This is a genomic window from Arthrobacter sp. zg-Y750, assembly GCF_020907365.1.
In the GTDB taxonomy this organism is placed as follows: Bacteria; Actinomycetota; Actinomycetes; order Actinomycetales; family Micrococcaceae; genus Arthrobacter_B.
The window spans coordinates 199,652-222,959 of sequence record NZ_JAJJOC010000006.1; the positions used below are offsets into that span (position 1 = coordinate 199,652).

The following is a 23,308-nucleotide window of genomic DNA, read 5'->3' on the forward strand; positions in this document are numbered from 1 at the left end:
ATCGGATTGCACGGCTTATCTGCAAGGGCACACCTGCGCTGGTTTCACCTGACGGTGAACCCAGATGGTGCAAGTCCCTGCAGATTCAACTACCAAAGCATGAATTACCGCAGCACCGGAAAGGCAATACCCTTAATGAGCACCACCACAACCGAATATATGCCCGTTACGACCCCCCAGAAATCCTTTGTCGTAACATGGGTGCTTGCACTGCTGCTTGGCAACTTGGGCATCGACCGCTTTTACCTGGGCAAGATCGGCACCGGCGTCTTGAAGTTCCTGACGGCCGGCGGTTTCGGCATCTGGACGCTGGTAGACCTGATCATCACCCTGACCGGGAACCAGAAGGACAAGCAGGGCCGCCCGCTCGAGGGCTACAAGCAGAACAAGAAGACCGCCTGGATTGTCACCGTCGCCCTCTGGGTTGTCGGCGCGATTGTTTCGATCGTCATGGTCTCCACTGGCCTGCTGGCCATTGGATCGGCCGTCGAAGACTCGCAGGCAGCGTCCAAACAGAGCAACGAGAGTGTCGTTCCGGCCCAGGCGCCCGTCGCACCCGAGGCGAAGACCGCCGCTCCGGACGCCCCCGCCCCGGCCGCAGCCCCCGCACCCGCACCCGCACCCGCTAAGGCAGAGTCTGTCCCGTCCGAGTTCAAATCGGCACTGACGAAGGCGGAGATGTACTCCAACATAATGTTCATGAGCAAGGCTGCGCTTTACACCCAGCTGACCTCCGAGTACGGCGAAAAGTTCTCCCCGGAGGCAGCCCAGTACGCCATCGACAATGTGAAGGCGGACTACAACGCCAACGCACTGGAGAAGGCACGGATGTACCAGGACGAGATGGCAATGTCGCCCGACGCAGTCCGTGAGCAGCTGGTGAGCGAGTACGGCGAAAAGTTCACGCCCGAAGAGGCCGACTACGCAATGCAGAACCTGTAGCAGCCTGACCCGCCGGGAACATCCGGCGCTGTTGAGATAGCCGGAAGCGCTCCTTGCTTCCGGCTATCTTCTTGCCCGAAGGCCGGCGCCTAGGTCGCGTTGGCTCCCGGAGCTTCGGGGCCCACAGGCCAGCGCAGCAGTGCGGCGAGGTCGGAGCCGCCGGGCAGGACGCCGTCGGGCACCAGAAGGAGATTCGCGTCCGTCAGGGCCGCCGCGCGCAGCAGCGCCGATGAGGCAGGAACCTGCCCCAAGACTTCCGCGCCCAGCGCCTGTTCCTCGGCGGTGGCCAGCCACGGCTCGGCGCCCAGCGCCAGCAGGTGGCGGTCGGCCAGCGCACTGTCATTCAGGATCAGCGTGTCCACCTGGGCCTGCTGGAGTGCCTGCACCACAGCTCCCATGCCGGTGGCCGACTCGGGATTGGCCTGCCCTTCCTGCAGGGCAAGCCGGTCCATGATCTGTTCCTGTTCGGCCGCCCACTGCAGGGCAAGGCGTTCCTGGACCGCATCCTCGAACTGCTGCTGGTGCGGATCCTCAGGGCGAAGCTCGGAATCAATCATGCTGACCAGCGGTTTGTGGCCCTCGGCCAGCTGGTCCCGCACCAACCCCCGGGCGCGGACGTCGCCGGCCAGCACAATCAACCGGGCGCCGCTGCTGTCCACAATCCGGTCGATTGATCCGGCAACTTCATCAGCGTTCCGGCGCCAGGTTTGCTCGGTCCTGCGCTGCTGCTTGTCCTGCGCCCAGCCCTCACCGGCGGGAAGCTTGCTGATGTCGTCGCTGGACCCCTCGACACCCTCCACTGTCCCGGGTCCGGGACGGTCCGCGTATTCCAACCGGATCTCGGCGTCCTCCCGCGTTGCTTCCACAACGATGTACGGGAACTCCTCGGGACGGTGCTTGAACAGCGGCAGCAGGTCCGGAACGGGTCCCACAGCAACCTGCATGGGGGCCACCAGCGGGCCGGGCAGCAGCTCGTTCAGTTCCACCGCACCGTCCCTGACAAGGACAAAACGCGAGATTGGCGCGGGCAGCCCGCGGGCGGGATCCACCGCACCTTCCATGGCCTCCTGATCCTCCGGCGTCGCCCCCTGCTCCCCCAGCCCCGCCCGGACGTCACCGGACCGGGCTGCGGCGGCTTCGGCGCCCTGCGCTCCCCCGGCCCCGGCATCGACATAGGCAACACACCACGGCCCCTGCTTCCGATAGAGATCCGCAAATTTGTGGAGGTGCTCCGTCATGTCGATCTCCTTCCCGCACAGAGGCGGCCGCACATCGAATCAACCCGTGCCTCTAGCTAACACCGGTTCAACCGGCAGCTAAAGGGCTGCGGGGGCCGAAGGCACGCTTCCGCCCCACCCCGTCCTTTCGCCCGGACCAAACCTGTTCGGCAGGCTAGGGAAGCGCGGCCCCGGATGTGGTTGGGTGGGGCCATGGCGAACGAAAACGCCCAACGGGCCTCCCTCCAGCGCCAGCTGGACTCGATGAACCGCCGCATCCAAGACCACCCTTTGAACTCCGAGAAATTCACCAGGGCCCGCGCACTGGTGAAAGAGTCCTCCGTGGAGGACCGCGTCGAAGTCAGCGCAACCCTCCGCGAACAGGGGCTGCCCGGTGTGGGCGCCCAGATGCGGATGCTGGCGCTGGGCCTGGCGTCGTTGGCGCGGTTGAACCGCAAACGCCTGCGCCTGGAAAACATGCTCAGTGAGCTTGATGCCGGCGGGCCAAACTAACGCCGCTGCCGACGACGACGCACGCGGCTTCAGCGGCACGGTCAGCTTTCGGGATCATCCATGAACAGGCGTACCTCCTGCGCGCACCGGCATCCCTGCGCAATCTTCGCCGCCCAGTCCAGCGCTGCCTCGCGCGAGGGCACCTCCAGCACGGCGTAGCCGCCTTCGATCTGCCGCGTCTGCGGATAGGTGCCCTCGATGACGGTCCCGGCGCCGTCGACCATCACCGGGGGAACACTTTCATCAATACCGCCGCCGAACACCCACACTCCGGCGTCTTTGGCCTCCCGGACCACCGCATGGGCGGCATCCGACACCGCCGACAGGTCCCCCGTGGGAACAACCATGGCGCTGCTGGGAAATGAAATCAGGTACTTGGGCATCGAACCGGCTCCTTCAGTAAGGCGGAAATGCGGCCCATTGTTTCCCAGGAGGACGCAGGGCGCGAGCGTTCCGTGCCCTGCCCGCCGGGAGGAACGAAACTATTGACACCCCCGTGAGCCGGTGGCACAGTCGCGGACACTGGCTGTAAACGTTTACAACACTCAAAGGAGAGCGTTGGTCCGGGTCACCATCACACAGGCTGCCGCGCAGGCGCGCCCTTCCAATGGGGCAGCCGAATGAGCACCACCGCCACCAGGACCACCCGCGAAACACCGCCGCCGCCACGGGCCGGGAAGCGGGTTGGCCACCGTGCCCGCGCCCAGCGGCGCGAAGCGGTGGCCCTGGTGATTCCCGCCCTGCTTCCAATCATCATCTTCTCCGTCATCCCGCTCGTTAGCGGCGTGGCCCTCGGCTTCACCGACACCACCCTGAAGCGCAACGCAGAGATCAACTTCATCGGGTTCGGGAACTTCATTGAGCTGTTCGGTGACCACCGTTTCTGGGGATCGTTCGGCATCGGCATAGTCTGGGCCGGCGCCGTCGCGCTGCTCACCCTGGTCTCCGCCATGGGCCTGGCACTGCTGCTCAACAGCGACCTGCGGCTGAAGGGCCTGACCAGGGTGCTGGCCCTGATCCCCTGGGCCATGCCGCCGGTGGTCACCGCCATTGTGTGGCGGATGATCTACAACCCCAACTCCGGTCCCCTGAACGGCGCCCTTCAAACGGTGGGTATTCCCGGGGCCAACTGGCTGGGAGACTTCTCCACCGCACTGCCCGCTGTCATTGTGGTGGGCGTGTGGGCGGGCATCCCGCAGACAACTGTGCTGCTGCTGGCCGGCATGCAGTCCATTTCCACCGAACAGCAGGAAGCGGCGGCCGTGGACGGCGCCGGGGTGTTCCGCCGGTTCTGGCACGTCACCCTCCCGGCCCTGCGCCCCATTGTCCTGGCCGTCACCGCCCTGGACTTCATCTGGCAGTTCAACTCCTTCGGCCTGATCTACGTCCTCACCGAAGGCGGCCCCGGCGGCCGCACCATGATCCCGCCGCTGTTCACCTATCTGGAGGCGTTCCGGAACCGTGAAATCGGCTATGCCTCGGCGATGGGAGACGTGCTCGTGATCGCGATCCTGCTGATTCTCTCGCTCTACCTCATCAACCAGTTCCGCCAGGCGAAGGGAGCACGGCCATGATCACCCGGCGCCCCTGGTACGGAACGGCGCTGATGTACGCCGCGCTGGCGGGCTTCCTCGTTTTCCTCGGCTTCCCGCTGCTGTGGCTGCTCTCGGCATCGTTCAAGTCATCGGGCGAACTGAACTCGCTGGCCATTAACCTGCTGCCGGCCGAATGGGATTTCAGCAACTACGCCTCCGCCCTGGCACGGCAGAACCTGCTGCCTGCGGCCGGGAACTCGCTGCTGGTATCCCTTGCCACAATGGTGATCACCGTGCTGCTCTCCATGCCGATGGCCTACGCCCTCGCCCGCCTCAAGGGCCGGCTGCGCGCGGCGGGCACGGTGTGGATCCTGACCAGCCAGGTCTTCCCGTCCATCCTCATCATCATCCCGCTGTTCCTGGTGCTGCGTTCCATCAACCTCAATGACACCCTGTTCGGCCTGATCCTCGTCTACGTCACCTTCACCCTGCCGTTCACACTGTGGATGCTGCAGGGCTACGTCGCCGCCATACCGGCGGATCTCGAGGAGGCCGGTGAAATGGACGGCGCGTCCCGCTTCACCATCCTGCGGAGGATCGTCCTCCCCCTGCTCGCACCGGGACTCGTGGCGACGGCGATGTTCACGTTCGTCTCGGCGTGGAATGAGTTCTTCCTCGCCCTGGTCCTGCTGCAAAGCCCGGAGCTCTACACCCTGCCCATCGCTTTGCGCTCCTTCCTGGGCGCCGAAGGGCAGACCCAGCTGGGGCCGCTGGCCGCCGGAGCAATCCTCGCGACCATCCCCTCGCTCATCATCTTCACCATCCTGCAGAAGAAACTGACCGGCGGAATGCTGGCCGGCGCGGTCAAGGGCTGATGGCCCGCCGCAAACCCGCATCATCCACCAGAAGGAAGGCAAGCATCATGAAGAGAATCCGAGGCATCGGCGCCGTCGCTTTCGCGGGCGTAGCCGTGCTTGCCCTGAGCGGCTGCCAGCAGGGCAGCACATCAAGCGGGTCCGACGGCGCCGAAGGCGATGCCGTCACCCTCCAGTTCCAGTCGCTCTCCGACCAGCCCGCCACTCAGGCCGCGGTGAAGTCCATCGTGGATGAGTGGAATGCCGAGAACGAAGATGTCCAGGTCGAGATTGTCCAGGCCGGCTGGGACGGGACCTTCGACAAGCTCATCACCCAGTTCTCCGGCGGCACCGCCCCGGACATAATCCACTACGAGGCCAGCTCCATTGTGTCCTTCGCCGCCGACGGCTACCTCGCGGATCTGAGCGACTATATTGACCCGGACCTGAAGGCGGACATTTCCGAAGGCATCTGGGATTCCGTCACGCAGGACGGGCAGATCATCGCCTACCCTTCCACCCTCCAGTCCTACATGGTCTTCGCCAATGCCGACCTGTTGGAGGCGGCCGGGGTCGAAATTCCCAGCGGCGAAACCATGACATGGGAAGAGCTGCAGGAAATTGCCAAGGCCACCACAACGGACAGCACCTACGGACTGGGGTGGGGCCTCGCCTCGCCCACAGCGGCGATGATGAGCCTCTCGCTCGGCTTCGACGGCGGGTTCTTCGACGGAGAAGGCACCGATGCCTCGATCCAGGTGGAGGATTCCGAACTGGCGGTGCCTGAACGCATCCACGAGATGGCCTACACGGATAAGTCCATTGAACCCACCTCGCTGACCCAGTCGGGTTCGGATGTGCTCGCCTCGTTCTACGGCGGCAAGGTGGCGATGACGGTGCAGGGCTCCTTCCAGGCGACGAACATCGCCAACGACGCCCCGGAGGGCTTGAACTGGGTGGCGCTGCCGCCGCTGGAGGGTTCCGCCGGCGCCGTGCAGGCCGCGAACCCGCAAACCTATTCGGTGAACGTGGATTCCGAGCATGTGGAGGAGTCGGCCGACTTCCTCAACTTCCTGATGAACGGCGACAACCTGGCCTCGATCGCCTACGCCGACGCGCTCATCCCCTCCTCCGGCGCGGCCCGCGACGGCGTCGAGACGCTCGCGGCGGATGACCCGGCGTGGACCCAGGTGCTGGCCTCCGGTGAAGGCCTGGAAGGACCGCCTTTCCTGAAGGTGGAGAAGTACACCGAGTGGAAGGACACCATTGCCACGCCGGCCTACCAGCAGTATCTGGCCGACAAGATCACCAGCGACGAACTGGCCGCCCGGCTCTCCGACGGGTGGAACGACGTCGCCGGCTGATCCCGGACGCGGGGAGGGACAGGGCAGCCGGCCGGTTTGCCCCCGACCCGCCGCTTTCAGCCCCCGGCCCTTTAAACCGTCGTCGCTTTAAGAGGTACTCAAGGAGTGGGAATGTACGTGTTGCAGGATCGGGTGGCAGGGGTGCTTGCCGGCGCAGCCGTGGGGGACGCACTGGGCGGCGCCACGGAGGGCTGGACGCCGGAGCAGATTCAGGAGCGCCACGGCGGCCGGGTCGAGGGCATCGTGGGTCCGTTCCTGGCCGATTGGAGGACCGCGCGGCCCATTGCCCCTTTCCACAAGGGCGACGGCCACGTCACGGATGACACGCTTATGACGCACGCACTCGTGGAGGTGTACGCCAAGCGGCGCCGCCACCTCGATGCCTACGACGTTGCCGCCGACCTGGTACCGCTGATGATCGGCGAGCGTCGCTGGGTTCCGGAACTGGAAGACCATGCGCTGATCCTGCAGCGCGTTTTCCTGGCCGAGAAATGGCTCGTGGCGAAGCTGCATTACGGCCATGCCGACCCGCGGGAGGCGGGGGTGGGCAACATCGTGAACTGCGGTGCCGCCATGTACATGGCACCGGTGGGGCTGGTGCACATCGGTGATCCGCGCGGCGCTTACGCCGAAGCCATCGACATTGCGGGTGCGCACCAGTCCTCCTACGGGCGGGAGGCGGCCGGTGTGTTTGCAGCGGCGGTGGCAGCCGCCGCGGCACCCGGCGCGGCGATGGAGGACGTGCGCGCAGCGGTGCTGGGGGTCGCGCACGACGGCACCGCTGCGGCGATCCGGGCCGTGTTCGACGCCGTGGATGCCTTCACTGCCGACGGCGGGGATCCGTGCGACGTCGCACGGGTGGTGCGCGCCGCCGTCGCACCCTATGACACGGTGGGCGAGCAGTACCGGGCCCCTGCCATGGACGCGCGGCTGCCCTCGCGCACCAAATCGATCGAAGAACTGCCCGCCGCCCTGGGGTTCGCGCTTGCCCGCGGCGGGGACCTGCGGGCCGCGGTGCTCGACGCCGTGAACTACGGGCGCGACGCCGACTCGATCGCGACGATGGCCGGAGCCGTCTGCGGCGGCCTGCACGGGATCGACGCCGTCCCGGCGGACTGGGTGGCGGACGTGACGGCGGCCAGCCGCCTCGATCTGGACGCCGTGGTCACCGCCATGACGGAGACGGTGCGGGAGGTGGCGCGGGCCGATCTGGACCGCGCCGCCCGGCGAACCGCGGCGCTTCAGTCGCTGCTCAGCCGGGAGGAGGCACGGTGAGGCTGACCTGGGCGCAGCCGGAGGACCTGGTTCCGGCCGAGTTCGCCGCCCTCCGCGAGCAGGGCGTTCCCGAGGAGGACCTCGTTCCGATCGAGCGGCGGTGGGCCGCCGCCGGCGGACCCACCAGGCTGGAGCCGTCCGGGGCCGCGGTTGCGGACCCGGGCCCGGAGGTGCGCGCCATGGCCCGGCGGGTGCTCGATGAGCTGCAGGTCCTGCAGGTGCGCAGCGACGCCGAGCCGGATGACTGGCTGGAGATTTCCGCCCTGCTGCCGCCGGCCGCCCTGCTGCCGCCGGCCGCGCGGGGGGCCGCGGCGGCGAAGGGACCGGCGGCGAAGGGGCTGGCTGTGAAGGGACCGGCGGCGAAAACATCCCCGGCGTTCGAGCGGGTGCACGGGGCCTGGCTCGGCCGGGCGGCCGGATGTTTGCTGGGCAAACCCGTGGAGAAGATCCCCCGAGAGGGCATTGAAGAGATTGCCCGGGCCACCGGGAACTGGCCTATCCGCACGTATTTCACCGCGGCCGGGCTGCCCGCAGACATCGTGCAGCGCTGGCCGTGGAACCGGCGGTCCGCCCCCACCTCGCTGCTGGAGAACATCCAGGGGATGCCCGAGGATGATGACCTGAACTTTCCCATCCTCGCCCTGGAGCTGATGGAAACCTCGGGCCGCGCCCTGGCCACTGACCAGTTCGCGCAGGCATGGCTGGCGGCGCTGCCCGCCGGACGGGTGTTCACCGCCGAGCGCGCCGCGTACCGGAACATCCTCGACGCCCGGCCGGCGCCGGAGACGGCAACCCACCACAATCCGTTCCGCGAATGGATCGGTGCACTTATCCGCGCTGACGTGCACGGCTGGGTCCATCCCGGAGACGTCCGCGCCGCTGCTGCTTCAGCCTGGGCCGATGCCCGGCTCAGCCACACCCGCAACGGCATCTACGGAGAAATGTGGGCCGCCGCGCTGTGCTCCGCGTCCCTCACCGAAACCAGCGCCGACGCCGTGCTGGACGCCGCCGACACGGTGGTGCCGCCGTCGTCGCGGCTGGCCGCCGCAGTGCGCCTGGGGCGGAACACCGGGCGTACACTCGCCCGCGGAACCATCACGGACGCTGCCGCCCTGGACGTATTGCACGCCGGGTTCGCCGGGATGCACTGGGTCCACTGCCTCAACAACGCTGCACTGATTGCCTGCGCCCTGCAGGCACACGGCGGCGACTACAGCGCGGCCATTGCCTTCGCCGTCGCGGGCGGGTGGGACACCGACTCGGACGGCGCAACCGTTGGCTCCGTGGCCGGCGGGCTGCTGGGCGCCGGCGCAATTGGTGCGGAGTGGACGGATCCGCTGCAGGACCGCATCGCCACCTCGCTTCCCGGCGGCGCGGAACGGTCCATCCGGAACCTGGCCGAGCGCACACTCCGGCTGTCCCGGACCGGGGTACCGGACGCAACGGGTCTCATCGAAAGGACTAACGCATGAGTGGCGGGTTCGATCCCCTGCATCCGCGCGACGTCGACCTGCCCACCCGGGTGCCGCTCAAGGGGGACCTGAGCACCGGGGATGTGGCGATCTCGCTGGACGACGCCAAGATTTTCGCCGCGCCGGCGGACGCCGGTGATCTGGTGCAGTGGCGCCTGCAGCTCACGGCCTGGCGGGACGGGGCACGGAAGCGGCACGGCGAACCCACCCGGTACAACGACGGCGCCGCCGCCTGGGCCAGCCGCTGCTTCACCGTGGCGCAGGTCTGGTTGTGGGACGAGTTGTTCTTTGACTTCGAGGCACAGCGGTTTACGCCCGAACGGTTCCTCGCCGATGCCCGCGAGCGTTTCGGCGGGCTGGACGGCATTGTGCTGTGGCATGCGTATCCGGTGATCGGCATCGATGACCGGAACCAGTGGGATTACTACAACGTGCCCGGCCTCGCGGATGTTTCGGCCGCGCTGCGCCGCGCCGGTGTTGCCGTGTTCCTGAGCTACATGCCCTGGGACATCGGCACGCGCCGCAGCGGCGACGACGCGGCCGAGCTCACCGCCGCCGTCCGCCGGCTCGGGGCGGACAGCGTTTTCCTCGACACCCTGAAAAAGGCCGACCGCTCGCTCGTCGCGGCCCTGGATGCGGCCCGTCCCGGGATCGGCCTGGAGGGCGAATCGAAACTCTCCACCGACCGCATTGCCGACCACACTCTGTCCTGGGCGCAGTGGTTCGCGGATTCCGAGGTTCCCGGCGTGCTGCGGGCACGGTGGTTTGAACGCCGGCACATGCAGCACCACATCCGCCGCTGGCACCGGGACCACGCCGAAGAGCTCCGCGCCGCCTGGCTCAACGGCGTCGGCGTCCTGGTGTGGGAAGTGGTGTTCGGCGCCTGGGTGGGCTGGAATGACCGGGATTCGGCCACGCTGCGCCGCATGGTTCCCGTCCAGCGCGGTTTCCACCGCTGGCTCGTGGACGGCGAATGGACACCGCTCACCGTGACCGAGGGGCCGGTGGTGGGCTCCAGCTTCGACCTCGACGGCATCAAACTGCTGCTCCTGGCCAACACCTCGGACACCGATGCCAAGCATCAGCTGGCCGGAACGGGGTGGGATCCGCTGCACCCGGGCGACACTTCCGAGGTGATCACCGTGCCGGCCAACGGCATAGCCGCAGCGGTCCAGGTCAGCGCCGGCGCCGTGGTTCCCGGGGAGATCGCTGCCGTTCAAACCGCCCTCGCCGGTGAGCCTGCCGTCCGGAATTCCTCCTTCCGGCACCGCCGCGCCCGGCGGCTCAGCGCCCCGCCCTGGCCGGGACCGGCGGCACCGGCTGCCTTTTCGGCCGCCGCCGTTTCGGCCGTCACTGTGCCGGCCGGTGAGTACACGCTGACCGTGCGTTACCGGATGCGGGAAACCGGGATGTACGGCGGAGCGCCCTACGTAGACGAGTGGAAGCCGCTGTCCCCGCGGCTCCATGACCAGCGCACGCTGGACCGGTTCGTGACGCTCCCACGGCCGGTGCATGTTGCCGCCGAGGAGGTGAGCGAAGCGGAATACGCCCGCTTCCTCGACGCCGTCGGCGAGCACGCCGAAGCCCGTGATCCGGAGCGTCCCGCCACCAAGGTGACGCTGGCCCGGGCCCGGGAGTACGCGGCCTGGGCCGGAGGCCGGCTGCCCAGTGAGGATGAGTGGCAGCTCGCGGCCGCCGATCCGGGTTTCCGGCGCAGGACCCCGGAAGTGTGGAACTGGACCGAGTCCGAGCACTCCGACGGCCGCACCCGCTTCGTGATGCTCAAGGGCGGCAGCGCCCACCGCAGCAGGGGCTCGAACTGGTATTTCGACGGCGGGGTGCAGCCGCCGGAGTTCACGGCCAAGCTGCTCCTGCCCGGACTGGGGCTGGACGCCTCCGCATCCATCGGGTTCCGGATCTGCCGGGACCAGTCCGACGACGGTGGAGGCCCCCAATGAGTCCGCTGGAGGGCCTGCGGGTCGTGGACGTTTCCACCCTTTTTGCCGGCCCGATGGCCGCCATGCATCTGGGCGACATGGGCGCCGACGTCGTGAAGGTGGAGCATCCCCGCCGCCCGGACCCGGCACGCGGCCACGGACCAGCCAAGGACGGGCAGAACCTCTGGTGGAAAACGCTGGGCCGGAACAAACACACAGTGGCCATCGACCTGCACACGGCGGGTGGACGCGGCGCGTTCCTGCGCCTGGCCCGCACCGCCGACGTCGTGATTGAAAACTTCCGCCCCGGGACGCTGGAACGCTGGGGGCTGGACTATGCCGCGCTGTCCGCACAGAACCCCGGGCTGGTCCTGGCGCGGGTCACCGGATTCGGGCAGATCGGGCCGTACCGGAACCGCCCCGGATTCGGTACGCTCGCCGAGGCGATGAGCGGGTTCGCGTCCTCCACCGGGGAGCCGGACGGGCCGCCCACGCTGCCGCCCTTCGGCCTGGCGGACGGCGTCGCGTCCCTGGCCACCGCGTACGCGGTCATGGTGGCCCTGCACGCCCGGGACCGGGACCCGGACGGCCGGGGCCAGGAGCTCGACGTCGCGATCATCGAACCGATCCTGGCGATGCTCGGCCCGCAGATCACCCGCTGGGACCAGCTGGGCACCGTGCAGCCGCGCATCGGAAACCGGTCCGTCAACAACGCACCGCGCAACACGTACCGCACCAAGGACGGGTCCTGGGTGGCGGTGTCCACGAGTGCGCAGTCCATTGCGGAGCGGGTCGTCGCCCTGGTCGGCCGGCCCGAACTCGCCGACGAGCCGTGGTTCGCCAGCGGCGCGGGACGGGCCGGGCACGCGGACCTGCTGGACGACGTCGTCGGCGCCTGGATTGCCCGGCACTCCCGTGCGGAGGTCATCGCCGCGTTCGACGCCGCCGAAGCCGCCGTGGCGCCGGTCTACGATGCCGCAGACATTGTTGCCGATCCGCAGTTCAACGCACTGGGCACCATCCACCGGATCAAGGACCCCGAGCTCGGCGACCTGGCCATGCAGGGGCCGCTGTTCCGGATGTCGCGGGATGCGGCAACCATTGCGTTCACCGGGCGGGCGCACGGCGCGGACACGGACAACGTGCTGACCGGGCTGGGGTACACGGCCGCGGAACTCGCCGCGCTGCGGGCGGACGGGAGCATCGGATGAGCCGGCCGGTCATGGTGGCCTTATATGCGCCGGCGGACCGGCCGGAGCGGTTCGCCAAAGCGTTGCAGGCCGGGGCGGATGCGGTCATCGTGGACCTGGAAGACGCCGTCGCCGCCTCCCGCAAGGACGCTGCCCGCGCGGCGCTGACCGACTTCGCGGCGTGCTGGGAAGAGTGCCGGGAAGCGGGCGGCGGGGATGCTCCGGCGGTCCAGGTCCGGGTGAACGCGCGCGGGTCCCGGGCCCACGACGCCGACCTCGCCGCCGTTGCAGCACTGCCCCCGGAGTTCGGGGTGCGGCTGCCGAAAACGCAGTCGGGCGCGGACGTTGCCGCCCTCCGCACCGTCCTGCCGGGGCGGCAGGTGCATGCCCTGCTCGAATCGGCGCTGTCCATTGAGCGGGCGTTTGAAATTGCCGGTTCCGGTGCTGCCTCGATCGCCGCCGGTGAAGCGGATCTGCGGGCCGAGCTGGGGATTCCTGCCGGGCCGGCCGGCGAGGCGGGCCTGGCCTGGGCGCGCAGCCGCATCATTAACGCTGCTGCCGCGGCGGGCCTGCCCGCTCCGTTGATGGCGGTTTACGCCCATGTCCGGGACGTGGACGGGCTGGCCGCCAGCTGCCGTGCGGGCCGGGCGCTCGGTTTCGCCGGGCGGACCGCGGTGCATCCGCGCCAGATTGAGGTGATCCGCCGGGTCTTCACCCCGGATGCAGCGGAGCTGGCCCGGGCGCAGGGCATTGTGGAGCGTGTGCAGGCAGCAGCCCGGGACGGCACCGGCGCCTTTGTGCTGGCGGACGGGACCTTTATCGATGTCGCCATGCTGCGCGCTGCCGAGCGGGTGCTTGCCCTGGGCGGTCATTCCACCGCGTAGTTGAGCCGCACCGCTCCGTTCGCGAAGCGTTGCTCCCCCAGCAGGCGCAGGTTCAGGCGCAGGCCGTCCGGCAGCACCCGGGTGCCGCCGCCAACAATCACCGGATAAACCACCAGCGAGACGGCGTCGACCAGTCCCATCTGCAGGGCGCTCTTGGCCAGCGACGGCCCGCCGATGGTGGCATTCCCGGCCGCCTTCGCCCGCTCCACCGCCTCCGGGGTCAGCGCCGGTTCCAGTTCAGTCCGGTCCGTCCAAGGCTCGGTGAGGGCGGAGGAAAACACGATTTTCGGCGTCGCCTGCCATGCTGCAGTGAACCGTTCGGCCCCGGGTGAGCCCGCCACGGCGGCCGGATCCGTTTCCCACACGGCCATGCTTTCGTACATCCGCCGTCCGTACAGGACGGCGGCTGCGTCTTCCATGTCTTCGGTGTGGGAGAGGACCATTTCCTCGGAGGGCGCCATCCAGGAGAAGTCACCATTGGCGTCGGCGCTGTAACCGTCCAGAGAGCAGTTGATCGAATACATCAGGGATCCCATCGGCCCAGCAAACCCGCCCGGCTCGGCGGATACAAGGGTGCCGCAGGTCCCGGCCGGCGAATTACAGGCCTGTTTACCGGCCGCGGCCCGCCGGGTCTGGACCGGTCAACTGCTGCGGTGGCACAGTGCTGGCATGGCTGATTCGAACCCTGATATGGAGCATTGGTGGCCGCAGCTGCCGGCCGCGGCCCAGCGGTGGCTGGTGAACCACAACGGTGAAGCGGTGCCGCTGGAAATCCAGGAGGAGATTATCGGTGCGGGCGGCACTGTGGTTGGGGAGGACTGGTGGGTGGGCACCAGCGACGACGACGGCTTCTACTTCTCCGACGCCGGCATCGACTGGATCGAGGACGCCGGCAATGACGAGTTCCCGGGCGCACCGTAAGCCGCTTTACGTGCTGGGTCCTGTTCGGGGTCCTAACGAGGGTTCGAGAACATCACCAGCAGGACGCAGCCGGCGGAAAACACAGCCTGGCCCAGCAGCAGGGCACCCGGAACGTAGCCCAGGAACAGGCCCAGCAGCAACGGCACCGCTGCCAGCAAAATGGTGTCCAGGCCGCGGGCGAGGGACCCGGTTTGCGCCGTCGGGACCGGGCCGAACACGGTGTCCGACGGCGGAACCGTCCAGTCCGGCAGCGGCCGGTAGGCACCCCGCACCGCGGCGGCGCCGAGCCCGGTTCCGGCGAGTGCGCCGAGCCCGATCAGCGCCGGGCTGCCCGCCCCCAGCAACACCAGGACGGTACAGAACCCGGCGGACCACAGGGCCATGGCAGCGGCGGGCAGCGTCATCCGGCTCAACCGCACCAGTGCCGGGGACAGCGGCAGCAGGGCGTCCAGGCCGGGGGTGATGGCGGTTTGCCGGGCCAGGGCACCCATGGCCGGGACGGCCGCGCCGATGGTGAGCAGGATGACGGCCAGCTGCATCAGAGCCGGTTGCTGTCCGGCTGCCAGCAGGACAGCGACGCACAGCAGGAGCAGCAGCACCGGACGGCCCCATAGTCCTGGGGTGCGCAGGAACGCGGTGGCATCGGCACGCAGCAGGGCGCCGAACGGTGTGCGGGCGCCCTTGGCGTACCAGCGTCGGGCGCGGCGGGAGGTCCGGGCGCCGGGGGCGGCGGCGAACGCCCGCCCCAGCTCATTGGTGTCCATCAAATACAGCGCCGCCCCGGCGTGGCCGGACACTCCCCCGCCGCGGATCAGTTCACGTCCCGGGATCCGCTCCAACCGCGTCTGGACCCACAGCCCCAGTCCGACGACGGCGACCAGCGCCGCGGGGGCGGGCCACCACTCGCCGGCGGCAGCCAGCCGGGGAAGGAAACTCAGCAATGCCAGCAGCACCAATGCACCGGCCGTACCGAACGGTCCGGCCGGGATGCCGTTTCCTGCCGTCGGGCGATTTCCGCCAGCCGGCCCTCCTACCTGGCCGTTCCCGGCCGACTGCCCCACGGCCGACTGCCCCACGGCCGCCAGCAGCAACGCGCATACCGCGGCCAAGCCGAAGACGGCTGCCCCGGCGAGCTGGCCGGCGAATGCCGCCTGCAGGTCGGTAATCACCCCGACCGGCAGATACAGCACCGCACCGGCCGCCCACACCATGCCGCCACGGCGCAGCAGCCTCCCGGTGAGGAACGGCCGGCGGTCCACGGGCAGGCCCAGCCACCAGTACCCCTCGGCGGAAGTCACCGCCACCGGCCCCAGCTTCCGGGCCCCGGTGAGCACCGCCGCCAGGGCAGCGAACAGCAGGACGGTGACGGCCGCGCCGTCGGGCAGGCCGGTCCATTCAGCGGCAACGATGGTGCGGCGGCCGCCGGCACCGGACCCCAGGGCACGCGCCACCTCGTTCCGCAGCGCGAGGACCAGTCCCCCGGCCAGCGCCAGGATGGTGCCCACCCCCAGGAGCGTGGTGTAAGCCTCCAGCAGCACGTCCCGGAGGCGGGTGCTGCCGCGGCGGTGGCTCCGCGACACGGTACGGGTGTAGCGGGCCGGATTGAACTGCGGCGAAGCGGGCGCGGTGGTGCGGGCCATGCGCTATTTACCGGCGATCTCGGCGGCGGCGCGGGCGGGTTCGATCTCGCGCACCTCGTCATCTATGAGCAGGCAGCGCTCCGCCGTCGCCAGGAGCAGCGCCGGATCGTGGGTCACCAGCAGGACCGTGCCGCCGTCGTCGGCGTAATCCCGGATGCGGACTCCCACGCGTTCGCGCATCACCGGGTCCAGGCGCTGTTCGGGTTCATCGAGGATCAGCAGCGAGGACGGGCGGATCAGGGCCGAGGCGAGCAGCAGCCGGCGGCGCTGGCCGGAGGAGACGGAATCCGGCACGGCGTCGGCGCGGTCCTGCAGCCCGAAGAAGTCCAGTTCCGCGTCGACGGCGGCGTCCGGGTCCGGCACGGAATGGCCGCGGGCCACCAGCTGCAGGTGTTCGCGGAGCGACAGCGACGGGAAGAAGGCGTCCTCGTCAAAGAGGGCGGCGACCTGGCGGCGGAAGGGGATGGCGTCCTCATTGGCGGGCAGGCCGTGCACCCGCACCTCGCCGTCGAGCATCAACTGTTTGCCGGCAATCGTGCGGGCGGCAGTGGACTTGCCGGCCCCGTTGAAACCGACGACGCCGAGGATCTCCCCGGGCGACGCGGAGGCGGTGATCGCCCCGCAGACGGGAGCGCCGGCGTAGCCCACCAGCAGTTGGGAAATCTCGAGCACGAGCCCGGCAGCAGTCATGCCCACCAATGTAGCGGGGCGGGCGGGCCGTTCAGGCCAAGGACATGTCTAGTGCAGCGACTTCAACCCGATCACGCCGCCCACAATCATGGCCAGGAACAGGATCTTCAGCAGGGACACGGATTCGGCGCCGGTGGCCATGCCGTAAATGACGGTCAGAGTGGCGCCGATCCCCACCCACACGGCGTACGACGTGCCCAGCGGCAGTTCGCGCATGGCGTACGCGAGCCCGGCCATGCTCGCGACAAGCGCGGTGACGAAGATGGCGGACGGCCAGAAGCGGCTGAACCCCTGCGACTTGTCCAGGGCGGTGGCCCACACTGCCTCCAGGACACCGGACAGAACTAGAACAATCCATGACATGGCAATCTCCCACGGGCCGTCTTGTCGCACACCGGGTACGGCACCCCTCGTCCGGGAGACCGTGTCGCGGCCTCCCTTCCACGGTCGCACGCACGGGTGCCGGGGGCAACTCGGGGCGAGGCGTGCTGCCGGTGCGGACGAAAAGGCAAAAATTACCGTCACGGGGATCGAAAAGGCACAAATTACCGGTTTCCGGGGCGAAAAACGGTAATTTGTGCCTTCTCGTTTCGACCGGGCGACACCCGCAGCAACTAGAGTGGCCGCATGCCGCAGCTGATCGCCCCCACTGCCGCACTGGAGGGCGCCTGGCGTCAGGCCCGCGCGGAGTGGGGCCCGGGCGTCCACGAGGACGGGTTCGGGCTGCGGCCGGAGGACGACGTCGAAACCTCCGCCGGGTTCTCGGCCTGGCTCCGGCGGCTGGCGGCGGACACCGGCTGCACCTACCGGTGGATCGTCTCCGGCGGGCAGGTGCTGGGCGGGATCGCCCTGCGTCACGGCGACGCCGACGCGGTGCGCCGGGCCGGGAACATCGGCTACGGCATCCGCCCCTCCGCCCGGCGGCAGGGCCATGCGGTGGCCGCGCTGCGGGCCATGCTCGACGAGGCGCGGGAGCTGGGCCTGCCCGAAGTGCTGCTGATCTGCGGGAAGGAGAACACCGCCTCCGCCCGCACCATCGAATGGGCCGGCGGCATCCCGGCCGGTCCCGCCGTCGGTCCCGGCAGCGGCGCGACTGGCCGCGGCAGCGGCCGCGGTGGCAGCGGCGCGAGGATGCGGAAGTATGTCATCTCCACGGGTGCAGGCACCGCGGACTGAAGCTCTGACACGTCCGGCCCCTGCAGGAAGCACCGCGCATTGACGTGAGCCGGGGCGGCGGTCAGCGTGGATTCATGACAGAACCGGACGCTGCAGGCGCAGGCAGAAATGCCGCCGCCCCAGGCCCGGACACTGACCCGGGGCCGGGGCCGGGGCCTGCGGCTACCGCACTGGACTCAGCCTTTTTCGCCTTCAGCGGCCTCGCCGCGATTTGGTTCGCCGTCCTGCTGTTCCAAAGATCGCTGGAGCTGGGGCTGGGGCACATCGGGTTCCTTATCGTGTTCTGGGCGGCGCTGGCCTACCTGGTGCTGCCGCGGGTGGACCGGATCCTGACAAAGATCTTCATCCCGGACTACTTCATGGGACGGACCCGCACCAATGCCGGTTTGTTCGGGGACGCCGTCAACCTTGCGTTCCTGGGCACCGAGGAACAGCTCCGCGGAGCGCTGGGCCGGGCCGGCTGGCATCTGGCGGACCCGGTGACGCTGTCCAGCAGTTGGCGGATTGTCTCCTCGACCCTGCTGCACCGCAGCTACCCGTATGCGCCGGTGAGTCCGCTGCTGCTGTTCGGCCGGGAACAGGATTTCGCCTACGAGCAGGAAGTGGACGGCAACCCGCGGCAACGCCACCACGTGCGGTTCTGGCGCTGCCCGGAGGGCTGGATGCTGCCAGGAGGCATTGCCTCCGACTGGCTGGCGGCAGCGTCCTTCGACCGCGCCGTCGGCCTGTCCCTGTTCACGCTGCAAGTCACCCACCGGGTCGGCGAAAACATCGACGCCGAACGGGACTACCTCGTCTCCACCATGGAAGAGAACTCCCCGGAGATCTCGGTGCAGGTCATCAAGAACTTCTCCTCGGGCTACCACTCGCGCAACGGCGGCGGTGATTCGATCGCCACCGACGGCGACCTGCCGGTGGTAGACCTGGCCCGCATACCGGAGGAGGCCGGAGAACAGAAGGAGCTGGCGGCGATCAACCGGACCGGTTCCGGCGCCCTCTCCCGGCTGCCACTTCACCGGCCTGCTCCGGTGGTCTTCGGCGCCGTCCTGGTGTTCCTGCGCGGAGTCGCGGCTTTCACGGTGGCCTCGCCGTTCCTGGCCCGGTTTGCCAATGGGCCCTGGGTGACCCAACTGCTGGGCGAAGACAGCCAGGGGCTCGCGGATATGGGCAGCGCCTACGCTCCGGCCAGCGTCTCGCTGACTGTGTTCGCCGGCGTGGAAGCGGTGCTGGCCGTGCTGATCCTGCGCGGCAGCAACATTGCCCGGGTCACGGCCATGTCCCTGAGCTCCGCGGCCATCATCCTGCAGGTGGTTACGGTGTTCAGCCAGCCCGGGGTGCCGCTGGGCTCGAACCTGTTCGGGTATTCCTTCGACATCCTGCTGATCCTGGCCCTGTCCAGCAGCCGGGCCAGGATCTACGCCCGTATGCACGGCCGCCGCCACCTGCACCGGCGTGTGCAGCAGACTGGGTAGGCGGATTGGCTGGGCGGACCGGTTAGGCAGTGCGGCGGGTAACCATGCGCACAAGCACCCCGGCCACACCCAGCGCTGCGGCCAGCACCACCGTCCCCACGGCTCCGGGCGAATCCAGCGCTGCCGTAAAGGAGCCTGCGGCGTATTCCTGCATCAGCGCCAGGTCACCCCGGAAAACGCGTGTGCCCAGTGCCCCGGCGACGGCGTCGAACAGGACCGGGACCGTCCACAGCAGTGCCAGATCCACCACCCATACTGCCGCGCGGCCCATCCGGTCAGGCGGACACCAGGCCAGGGCCAGGCCCGCCAGCACCGCCGGGAACCAGTGGCCCAGCATCGAGACCACCGGAGGCAGGGCGAAGGACTCCCAGAACACCTCGCCCCAGGCAAACAGCCACTCCCCCGCCGGCACCGCCGCCAAGCCGATCCCCAGCGCCGCCACGGCCTTGCTCCGCGACCGAACGGCCAGGAGCACCACCACCGCAGCCGCTATTGCCGCGACCACCCCGGCCAGCAGCCCGTAGAAGTAAAGGTCGCCCATGCTGCCCATAAGCAGCCCGTCACCCAGGACCGAAAAGGACTGCACCGCGGCGGCGACCTGCACCAGCAGCAGTCCCGCGGCCGCCCAGCCGACCGCTGTCCAATGGCGGGCCGGAGCCCACCAGCGCAGGCCTAAGGCAGCCACCAGTCCGCCAGTAACCATCAGGCCTACGATCCGGATGGCCATGTACTGGCTCAACGGCAGCAATGCCACGGGCATATCCTCGGGCATGGTCTGGAAGGCCCACAGATTCTGCACCGGCAGCACCATGCCGGTAGCGACCCAGGGCGCCGATCCCACCAGTCCGGCAAACACGCCGATTCCCAGTGCGATCAGCACCAGCGCGGCGACCGGGTGCTGCCGGCCGGCATACGTGCCTGGGCGGGCATCGCCGTCGTCGTGACTGGGCCGGCCCGGCTGCGCTGCGCTGTGACTCATGGAATTCCCCCCGGAAGCTGTTGGGCACCGCACCGGACCGCGCCCGGAAGTGCTGCGGACAGCCTAACGGCGCCAGGCGCCTAGTTCGACGCCGCGAGCCCGCGCATCCGGGTCCGGTAACGCAGCGGGGACTCCCCGATGCTGCGCTTGAACGCCGTACTGAAGGAGCTCTCCGAGGAAAAGCCCAGGTCCAGGGCCAGGGACCGGATCCGGACGTCCCCGGAGCGCAGCTCCCGCTGCGCCACCAGCATCCGCCAGTTGTTCAGGTAGGTGCGCGGCGGAGTGCCGGCCACCTCACGGAACCGTTCAGCGAAGGCGGTGCGGGACATCGCTGCCGCACGCGCCAGCTCTTCCAGGGACCAGGGTTTGTCCGGCCGGGAGTGGATCAGTGCGACGGCGGGCCGCAGGCGGTCATCGGTCAGCAGTTTCAGCCAGCCGCTGGGCAGCTCCGCCTCTTCCAGAAAGGCCCGGAGCACGTCCACCAGCAGCAGCTGCCCGTACTGCCGGACCGCGAACTCCGATCCCATCCGCGCGTTGGACACCTCCGCGAAGAGCCGCTCGATCAGCCCGTGCATGTGCGGGGCGGCTGCGGAGCCGGAGCGGATGTGCGCCACGGGCGGCAGGGCCTGCAGCAGCAGTTCCCGCCCGGCATCATTGACGGCAATCCGGCCGCCGATGATGATGTCCTCCTCGCCGGGTTCCCCCTCCCCCACGCGGACAAAGGTGCCGCTGGCCGGCGGATCCAGCCGGACCGGAGCGCTGTCCCCGGCGCCGTCCCCGGTGCCGTCCCCCGTGCAGCCCTCCAACCGGAGCCAGGTGCGGCCGTTGAGCACGGCTACATCGCCGGCTTCCAAAAGCAGCGGGGTTTCTGCGCCGTTGGTAGACACCCGCATGGACCCCTGCACCACGGCGAAGAACTTCAGGTCCTCCTCCAGCAGGCTTTCCGACTCCCAGCGCCCGTGGACCGCAGTACTGCCCGAGATGATCCCGCGCACCTCAATGAAGTCCAGCACTTCCGACAACCGGTCATTCGCCATGTTTGTACTCTAGAGCAATAAATGCGGACTTTAAGTTATTCCGCGTACAGATTTTCGCGGGCAGACTGGGAGGCGTCCTCCAGTTCGGAGGAACGGTTTTCTTTAGGAGTTCCCATGAATGACAGCATGATTACCCTCGTCACCGGCGCCAACAAGGGCATTGGCCGGCAGATCGCCGGGCAGCTGTCCGCGCTTGGCCACACTGTGGTGGTGGCCGCACGGAGTGCCGACTCCGGCGAACGGGCAGCGGCGGAGCTGCGGGCCGAGGGCGGCGACGCCTTCGCCGTGGTCCTGGACGTCACTGACCGCGACTCGGTGGAAGCCGCCGCGGACACGGTAAAAACCCGCTTCGGCCGGCTGGATGCTCTGGTTAACAACGCCGGCATTGTTGCCTCCCCGGGCGTCAGCTTTGCCGCCCAGCAGCCCGGCTCGGTGGACGTCAATGAGATCCGTTCCGTTTTCGACACCAACTTCTTCGGCGTCATCAACGTAACCTCGGCGTTCCTGCCACTGCTGCGCCTGTCCCGGACCCCGCGGATCGTCAACGTCTCCAGCGTGGCGGGATCGCTCACGGCGGTCTCCGATCCGGCCAATACCGACCCGATCGCGGCCGGCTACGCCCCCTCCAAGACGGCACTGACCTCGCTGACGCTGCAGTACGCGAAGGGCCTTGCGCCGGAAGGGATCCTGGTCAATGCGGTGTGCCCCGGCTTTGTGGCCACGGACCTGAATGGTTTCCGCGGTACCCGCACCCCGGAACAGGGCGCTCGGGCTGCGGTGCGGATGGCCACCATTCCCGCCAACGGTCCCACCGGCACGTTCAGCGACGAAGACGGCCCGCTGCCCTGGTAACTGCGTACCGGGTTGGCGCGGCAGGGCGGCAGGGTAGTCCGGACCAGGCGGCCTTGCCGCCGTGTCCGCTCAAAACCGGTACTAGCCATGCCGACGCCGGGCGGTTAGGGTCTGGATAGCCTGCGGCACGCTTGTGCCGGACGTGCCGGACGCGTTCCCGCCGTGGGCTCCGCTATCGGGGGATGGATCGGCTTGGAAACTCGGAGTTCAGGTATTTTCGCGGCGCTGCTGCTGGCCGGTCTGCTCGCCGGGTGCGGTGCCACCGATGCCGAGATGAACGAGGCCCGCGCCCGCGCCGAGGCCAGTGCAAGCCCGTCGCAGGCAAAAAGGACCCTGCGTCCCTGCCCGGGCGGGGAAATTCTGCGTACGGAACCGTCCGGCATGCAGAGCATTAGGCCGGAATGCTACGACCAGGCCGTTGCCGAAGCCATCGCCGAATTCCCGGAGCCGCTGCCTGCCGGTGTGGAATGGCAGGTTGAAACCACCGACTTCAGCGACCCCGAGGTCCGGGCGAAGCTGGGCGACATCAGCATCGCGGACGGCAACCAGGACAACGATGTGGCCGCCTACTGGCTCTGCGCCTGGATGGACGCCTATATCTCAGCCTCAGACGCCGGTGACGCGGCAGCACAGGAACAAAGCATGGGTTACCTGGCCAAGTACACGAGCCTGCCGGCATCCCGGGAATACATGGTTAACCCGGAGGTCTTTGACGCAGCCGTAGTTGAGCCTGCCAGGGCCGGGAATCCCGCAAAACTCCGGGAGTACTACAAGGGCAGCTGCTCGGCCTTTCAACGGGCGGCGCATCCGGGATCCTAACCGGGGCGGCCCGCTCCGGCCGGAAGCCTTCGGCGAAAGGCGGGCAGGAGCAGCATTCCCCGGTAGATGCCGTACCCGAGGGGAGCTCCTCCGGTATTGGCCAGCAGGTCATTCACGTCCGCAACATGACCGCCGTTCCACAAAACGGCGTTGGCGTACTGCAGCAGTTCCATGGTGAGGCTGACCAGGAACCCCACGAGCAACACCCGTGGTGCCGAACGGATGCGGGAGATGAGCGGCAGGAGCATGCCCAGAGGGATGAACACCAGGATGTTTTGCAAAATGTCATCCCACTCTGCGTTCTGCAGCGGGACCAGGTTCAGGCTCCCCCAACGCGGGCTGGAGCCGGCCGCAAACTGAATCGGGAAGAGCGTGTTCCCGATGACACCGGCACCGTAGACGCACATGACGGCGCTCACCAGAACCCGCGGAACGGTCAGGTCCCCCCTGCGGTGCAGCCGCCACAGCAGAACGGTGAAAACCACCACGGCCAGCGGGATGACCACCGGGTACGCGGTGATCTCATAATGGGGACGCAT

The 23,308-nt window shown here is 68.6% G+C and carries 24 protein-coding genes and 1 riboswitch; of the genes, 15 read left to right on the plus strand and 9 right to left on the minus strand.

Annotated elements, in window-relative coordinates; translation table 11 throughout:
* The first annotated feature begins 135 nt into the window (after positions 1 to 135).
* Positions 136 to 942 (plus strand): Ltp family lipoprotein, encoded by an 807-nt coding sequence (locus tag LOC57_RS03945; RefSeq protein ID WP_227911973.1) that lies wholly within the window; start codon positions 136 to 138, stop codon positions 940 to 942.
* A gap of 89 nt (positions 943 to 1,031) precedes the next feature.
* Here the strand turns inward: LOC57_RS03945 and LOC57_RS03950 are convergent, their stop codons facing one another.
* Entirely contained in the window at positions 1,032 to 2,180 is a 1,149-nt protein-coding gene (locus LOC57_RS03950; protein WP_229958238.1) for a baeRF2 domain-containing protein, read from the minus strand.
* Between the two features lie 192 nt (positions 2,181 to 2,372).
* On the opposite strand from LOC57_RS03950, the gene LOC57_RS03955 reads away from it, so the two are divergent.
* Positions 2,373 to 2,672, plus strand: coding sequence for a hypothetical protein (locus tag LOC57_RS03955; protein ID WP_229958240.1), 300 nt, complete (start codon positions 2,373 to 2,375; stop codon positions 2,670 to 2,672).
* Between the two features lie 41 nt (positions 2,673 to 2,713).
* On the opposite strand, the gene LOC57_RS03960 is transcribed toward LOC57_RS03955, so the two are convergent.
* Positions 2,714 to 3,055, minus strand: a complete 342-nt coding sequence (locus tag LOC57_RS03960) for a YciI family protein (protein WP_227911976.1) — start codon at positions 3,053 to 3,055, stop codon at positions 2,714 to 2,716.
* A gap of 237 nt (positions 3,056 to 3,292) precedes the next feature.
* Between LOC57_RS03960 and LOC57_RS03965 the strand changes: the two genes are divergently transcribed.
* The 8 genes from LOC57_RS03965 to LOC57_RS04000 all read left to right on the plus strand — a co-directional run bounded on the left by LOC57_RS03965 (position 3,293) and on the right by LOC57_RS04000 (position 13,183).
* Positions 3,293 to 4,246, plus strand: a complete 954-nt coding sequence (locus LOC57_RS03965) for a carbohydrate ABC transporter permease (RefSeq protein WP_229958243.1) — start codon at positions 3,293 to 3,295, stop codon at positions 4,244 to 4,246.
* Positions 4,243 to 5,082 carry a carbohydrate ABC transporter permease gene (locus tag LOC57_RS03970; protein WP_227911978.1) on the plus strand — a complete coding sequence of 280 codons (840 nt, stop codon included), beginning with the start codon at positions 4,243 to 4,245 and terminating at the stop codon, positions 5,080 to 5,082. Before LOC57_RS03965 ends, LOC57_RS03970 begins: the two co-directional genes overlap by 4 nt.
* 47 nt (positions 5,083 to 5,129) lie before the next feature.
* Positions 5,130 to 6,425, plus strand: a complete 1,296-nt coding sequence (locus LOC57_RS03975; RefSeq protein WP_229958245.1) for an ABC transporter substrate-binding protein — start codon at positions 5,130 to 5,132, stop codon at positions 6,423 to 6,425.
* Positions 6,426 to 6,536: 111 nt separating this feature from the next.
* Positions 6,537 to 7,700, plus strand: coding sequence for an ADP-ribosylglycohydrolase family protein (locus tag LOC57_RS03980; protein ID WP_229958247.1), 1,164 nt, complete (start codon positions 6,537 to 6,539; stop codon positions 7,698 to 7,700).
* Complete coding sequence (locus LOC57_RS03985; protein ID WP_229958249.1) at positions 7,697 to 9,172, plus strand: ADP-ribosylglycohydrolase family protein; 1,476 nt, start codon at positions 7,697 to 7,699, stop codon at positions 9,170 to 9,172. Before LOC57_RS03980 ends, LOC57_RS03985 begins: the two co-directional genes overlap by 4 nt.
* Positions 9,169 to 11,130 (plus strand): SUMF1/EgtB/PvdO family nonheme iron enzyme, encoded by a 1,962-nt coding sequence (locus LOC57_RS03990; RefSeq protein ID WP_229958259.1) that lies wholly within the window; start codon positions 9,169 to 9,171, stop codon positions 11,128 to 11,130. Before LOC57_RS03985 ends, LOC57_RS03990 begins: the two co-directional genes overlap by 4 nt.
* Positions 11,127 to 12,320 carry a CaiB/BaiF CoA transferase family protein gene (locus LOC57_RS03995; protein WP_229958261.1) on the plus strand — a complete coding sequence of 398 codons (1,194 nt, stop codon included), beginning with the start codon at positions 11,127 to 11,129 and terminating at the stop codon, positions 12,318 to 12,320. Before LOC57_RS03990 ends, LOC57_RS03995 begins: the two co-directional genes overlap by 4 nt.
* Positions 12,317 to 13,183 (plus strand): HpcH/HpaI aldolase/citrate lyase family protein, encoded by an 867-nt coding sequence (locus LOC57_RS04000; protein ID WP_229958264.1) that lies wholly within the window; start codon positions 12,317 to 12,319, stop codon positions 13,181 to 13,183. The genes LOC57_RS03995 and LOC57_RS04000 overlap by 4 nt, the downstream gene beginning before the upstream one ends.
* Here the strand turns inward: LOC57_RS04000 and LOC57_RS04005 are convergent.
* The gene (locus tag LOC57_RS04005) at positions 13,168 to 13,719 is read right to left on the minus strand and encodes a dihydrofolate reductase family protein (RefSeq protein WP_229958266.1); all 552 of its coding nucleotides are present in this window, start codon (positions 13,717 to 13,719) and stop codon (positions 13,168 to 13,170) included. The two genes, LOC57_RS04000 and LOC57_RS04005, sit on opposite strands and share 16 nt — an antisense overlap.
* Before the next feature lie 133 nt (positions 13,720 to 13,852).
* Between LOC57_RS04005 and LOC57_RS04010 the strand changes: the two genes are divergently transcribed.
* Complete coding sequence (locus tag LOC57_RS04010; RefSeq protein ID WP_227911986.1) at positions 13,853 to 14,104, plus strand: hypothetical protein; 252 nt, start codon at positions 13,853 to 13,855, stop codon at positions 14,102 to 14,104.
* Between the two features lie 32 nt (positions 14,105 to 14,136).
* Here LOC57_RS04010 and LOC57_RS04015 read toward each other — a convergent pair whose 3' ends face one another.
* Genes LOC57_RS04015 through LOC57_RS04025 form a run of 3 tightly spaced genes read right to left on the minus strand, consistent with a single transcriptional unit; the run spans position 14,137 to position 16,797 of the window.
* Positions 14,137 to 15,744, minus strand: a complete 1,608-nt coding sequence (locus LOC57_RS04015) for a DUF6297 family protein (protein WP_229958268.1) — start codon at positions 15,742 to 15,744, stop codon at positions 14,137 to 14,139.
* A gap of 3 nt (positions 15,745 to 15,747) precedes the next feature.
* On the minus strand, positions 15,748 to 16,434 hold the full coding sequence (locus LOC57_RS04020; protein ID WP_227911988.1) for an ABC transporter ATP-binding protein: 687 nt from the start codon (positions 16,432 to 16,434) through the stop codon (positions 15,748 to 15,750).
* Positions 16,435 to 16,482: 48 nt separating this feature from the next.
* Positions 16,483 to 16,797 (minus strand): DMT family transporter, encoded by a 315-nt coding sequence (locus LOC57_RS04025; RefSeq protein WP_227911989.1) that lies wholly within the window; start codon positions 16,795 to 16,797, stop codon positions 16,483 to 16,485.
* A 10-nt stretch (positions 16,798 to 16,807) separates the two neighbouring features.
* Positions 16,808 to 16,874, minus strand: a riboswitch (guanidine-III (ykkC-III) riboswitch).
* Between the two features lie 187 nt (positions 16,875 to 17,061).
* Here LOC57_RS04025 and LOC57_RS04030 point away from each other — a divergent pair.
* Positions 17,062 to 17,610 carry a GNAT family N-acetyltransferase gene (locus tag LOC57_RS04030; protein ID WP_227911990.1) on the plus strand — a complete coding sequence of 183 codons (549 nt, stop codon included), beginning with the start codon at positions 17,062 to 17,064 and terminating at the stop codon, positions 17,608 to 17,610.
* A 74-nt stretch (positions 17,611 to 17,684) separates the two neighbouring features.
* A complete protein-coding gene (locus LOC57_RS04035; protein ID WP_229958270.1) occupies positions 17,685 to 19,082 on the plus strand; it encodes an LssY C-terminal domain-containing protein in 1,398 nt (465 codons plus the stop codon).
* A gap of 22 nt (positions 19,083 to 19,104) precedes the next feature.
* Here LOC57_RS04035 and LOC57_RS04040 read toward each other — a convergent pair whose 3' ends face one another.
* Positions 19,105 to 20,061 carry a hypothetical protein gene (locus tag LOC57_RS04040; protein ID WP_229958278.1) on the minus strand — a complete coding sequence of 319 codons (957 nt, stop codon included), beginning with the start codon at positions 20,059 to 20,061 and terminating at the stop codon, positions 19,105 to 19,107.
* Positions 20,062 to 20,141: 80 nt separating this feature from the next.
* Positions 20,142 to 21,098, minus strand: a complete 957-nt coding sequence (locus LOC57_RS04045; RefSeq protein ID WP_229958280.1) for an AraC family transcriptional regulator — start codon at positions 21,096 to 21,098, stop codon at positions 20,142 to 20,144.
* 114 nt (positions 21,099 to 21,212) lie between these two features.
* Between LOC57_RS04045 and LOC57_RS04050 the strand changes: the two genes are divergently transcribed.
* On the plus strand, positions 21,213 to 21,950 hold the full coding sequence (locus tag LOC57_RS04050) for an SDR family oxidoreductase (protein WP_229958282.1): 738 nt from the start codon (positions 21,213 to 21,215) through the stop codon (positions 21,948 to 21,950).
* Positions 21,951 to 22,142: 192 nt separating this feature from the next.
* Positions 22,143 to 22,769, plus strand: a complete 627-nt coding sequence (locus LOC57_RS04055; protein WP_227911995.1) for a hypothetical protein — start codon at positions 22,143 to 22,145, stop codon at positions 22,767 to 22,769.
* Here LOC57_RS04055 and LOC57_RS04060 read toward each other — a convergent pair.
* Positions 22,766 to 23,308: a VanZ family protein gene (locus tag LOC57_RS04060; protein ID WP_227911996.1), complete on the minus strand. Its 543-nt coding sequence runs from the start codon at positions 23,306 to 23,308 to the stop codon at positions 22,766 to 22,768. The genes LOC57_RS04055 and LOC57_RS04060 overlap by 4 nt on opposite strands.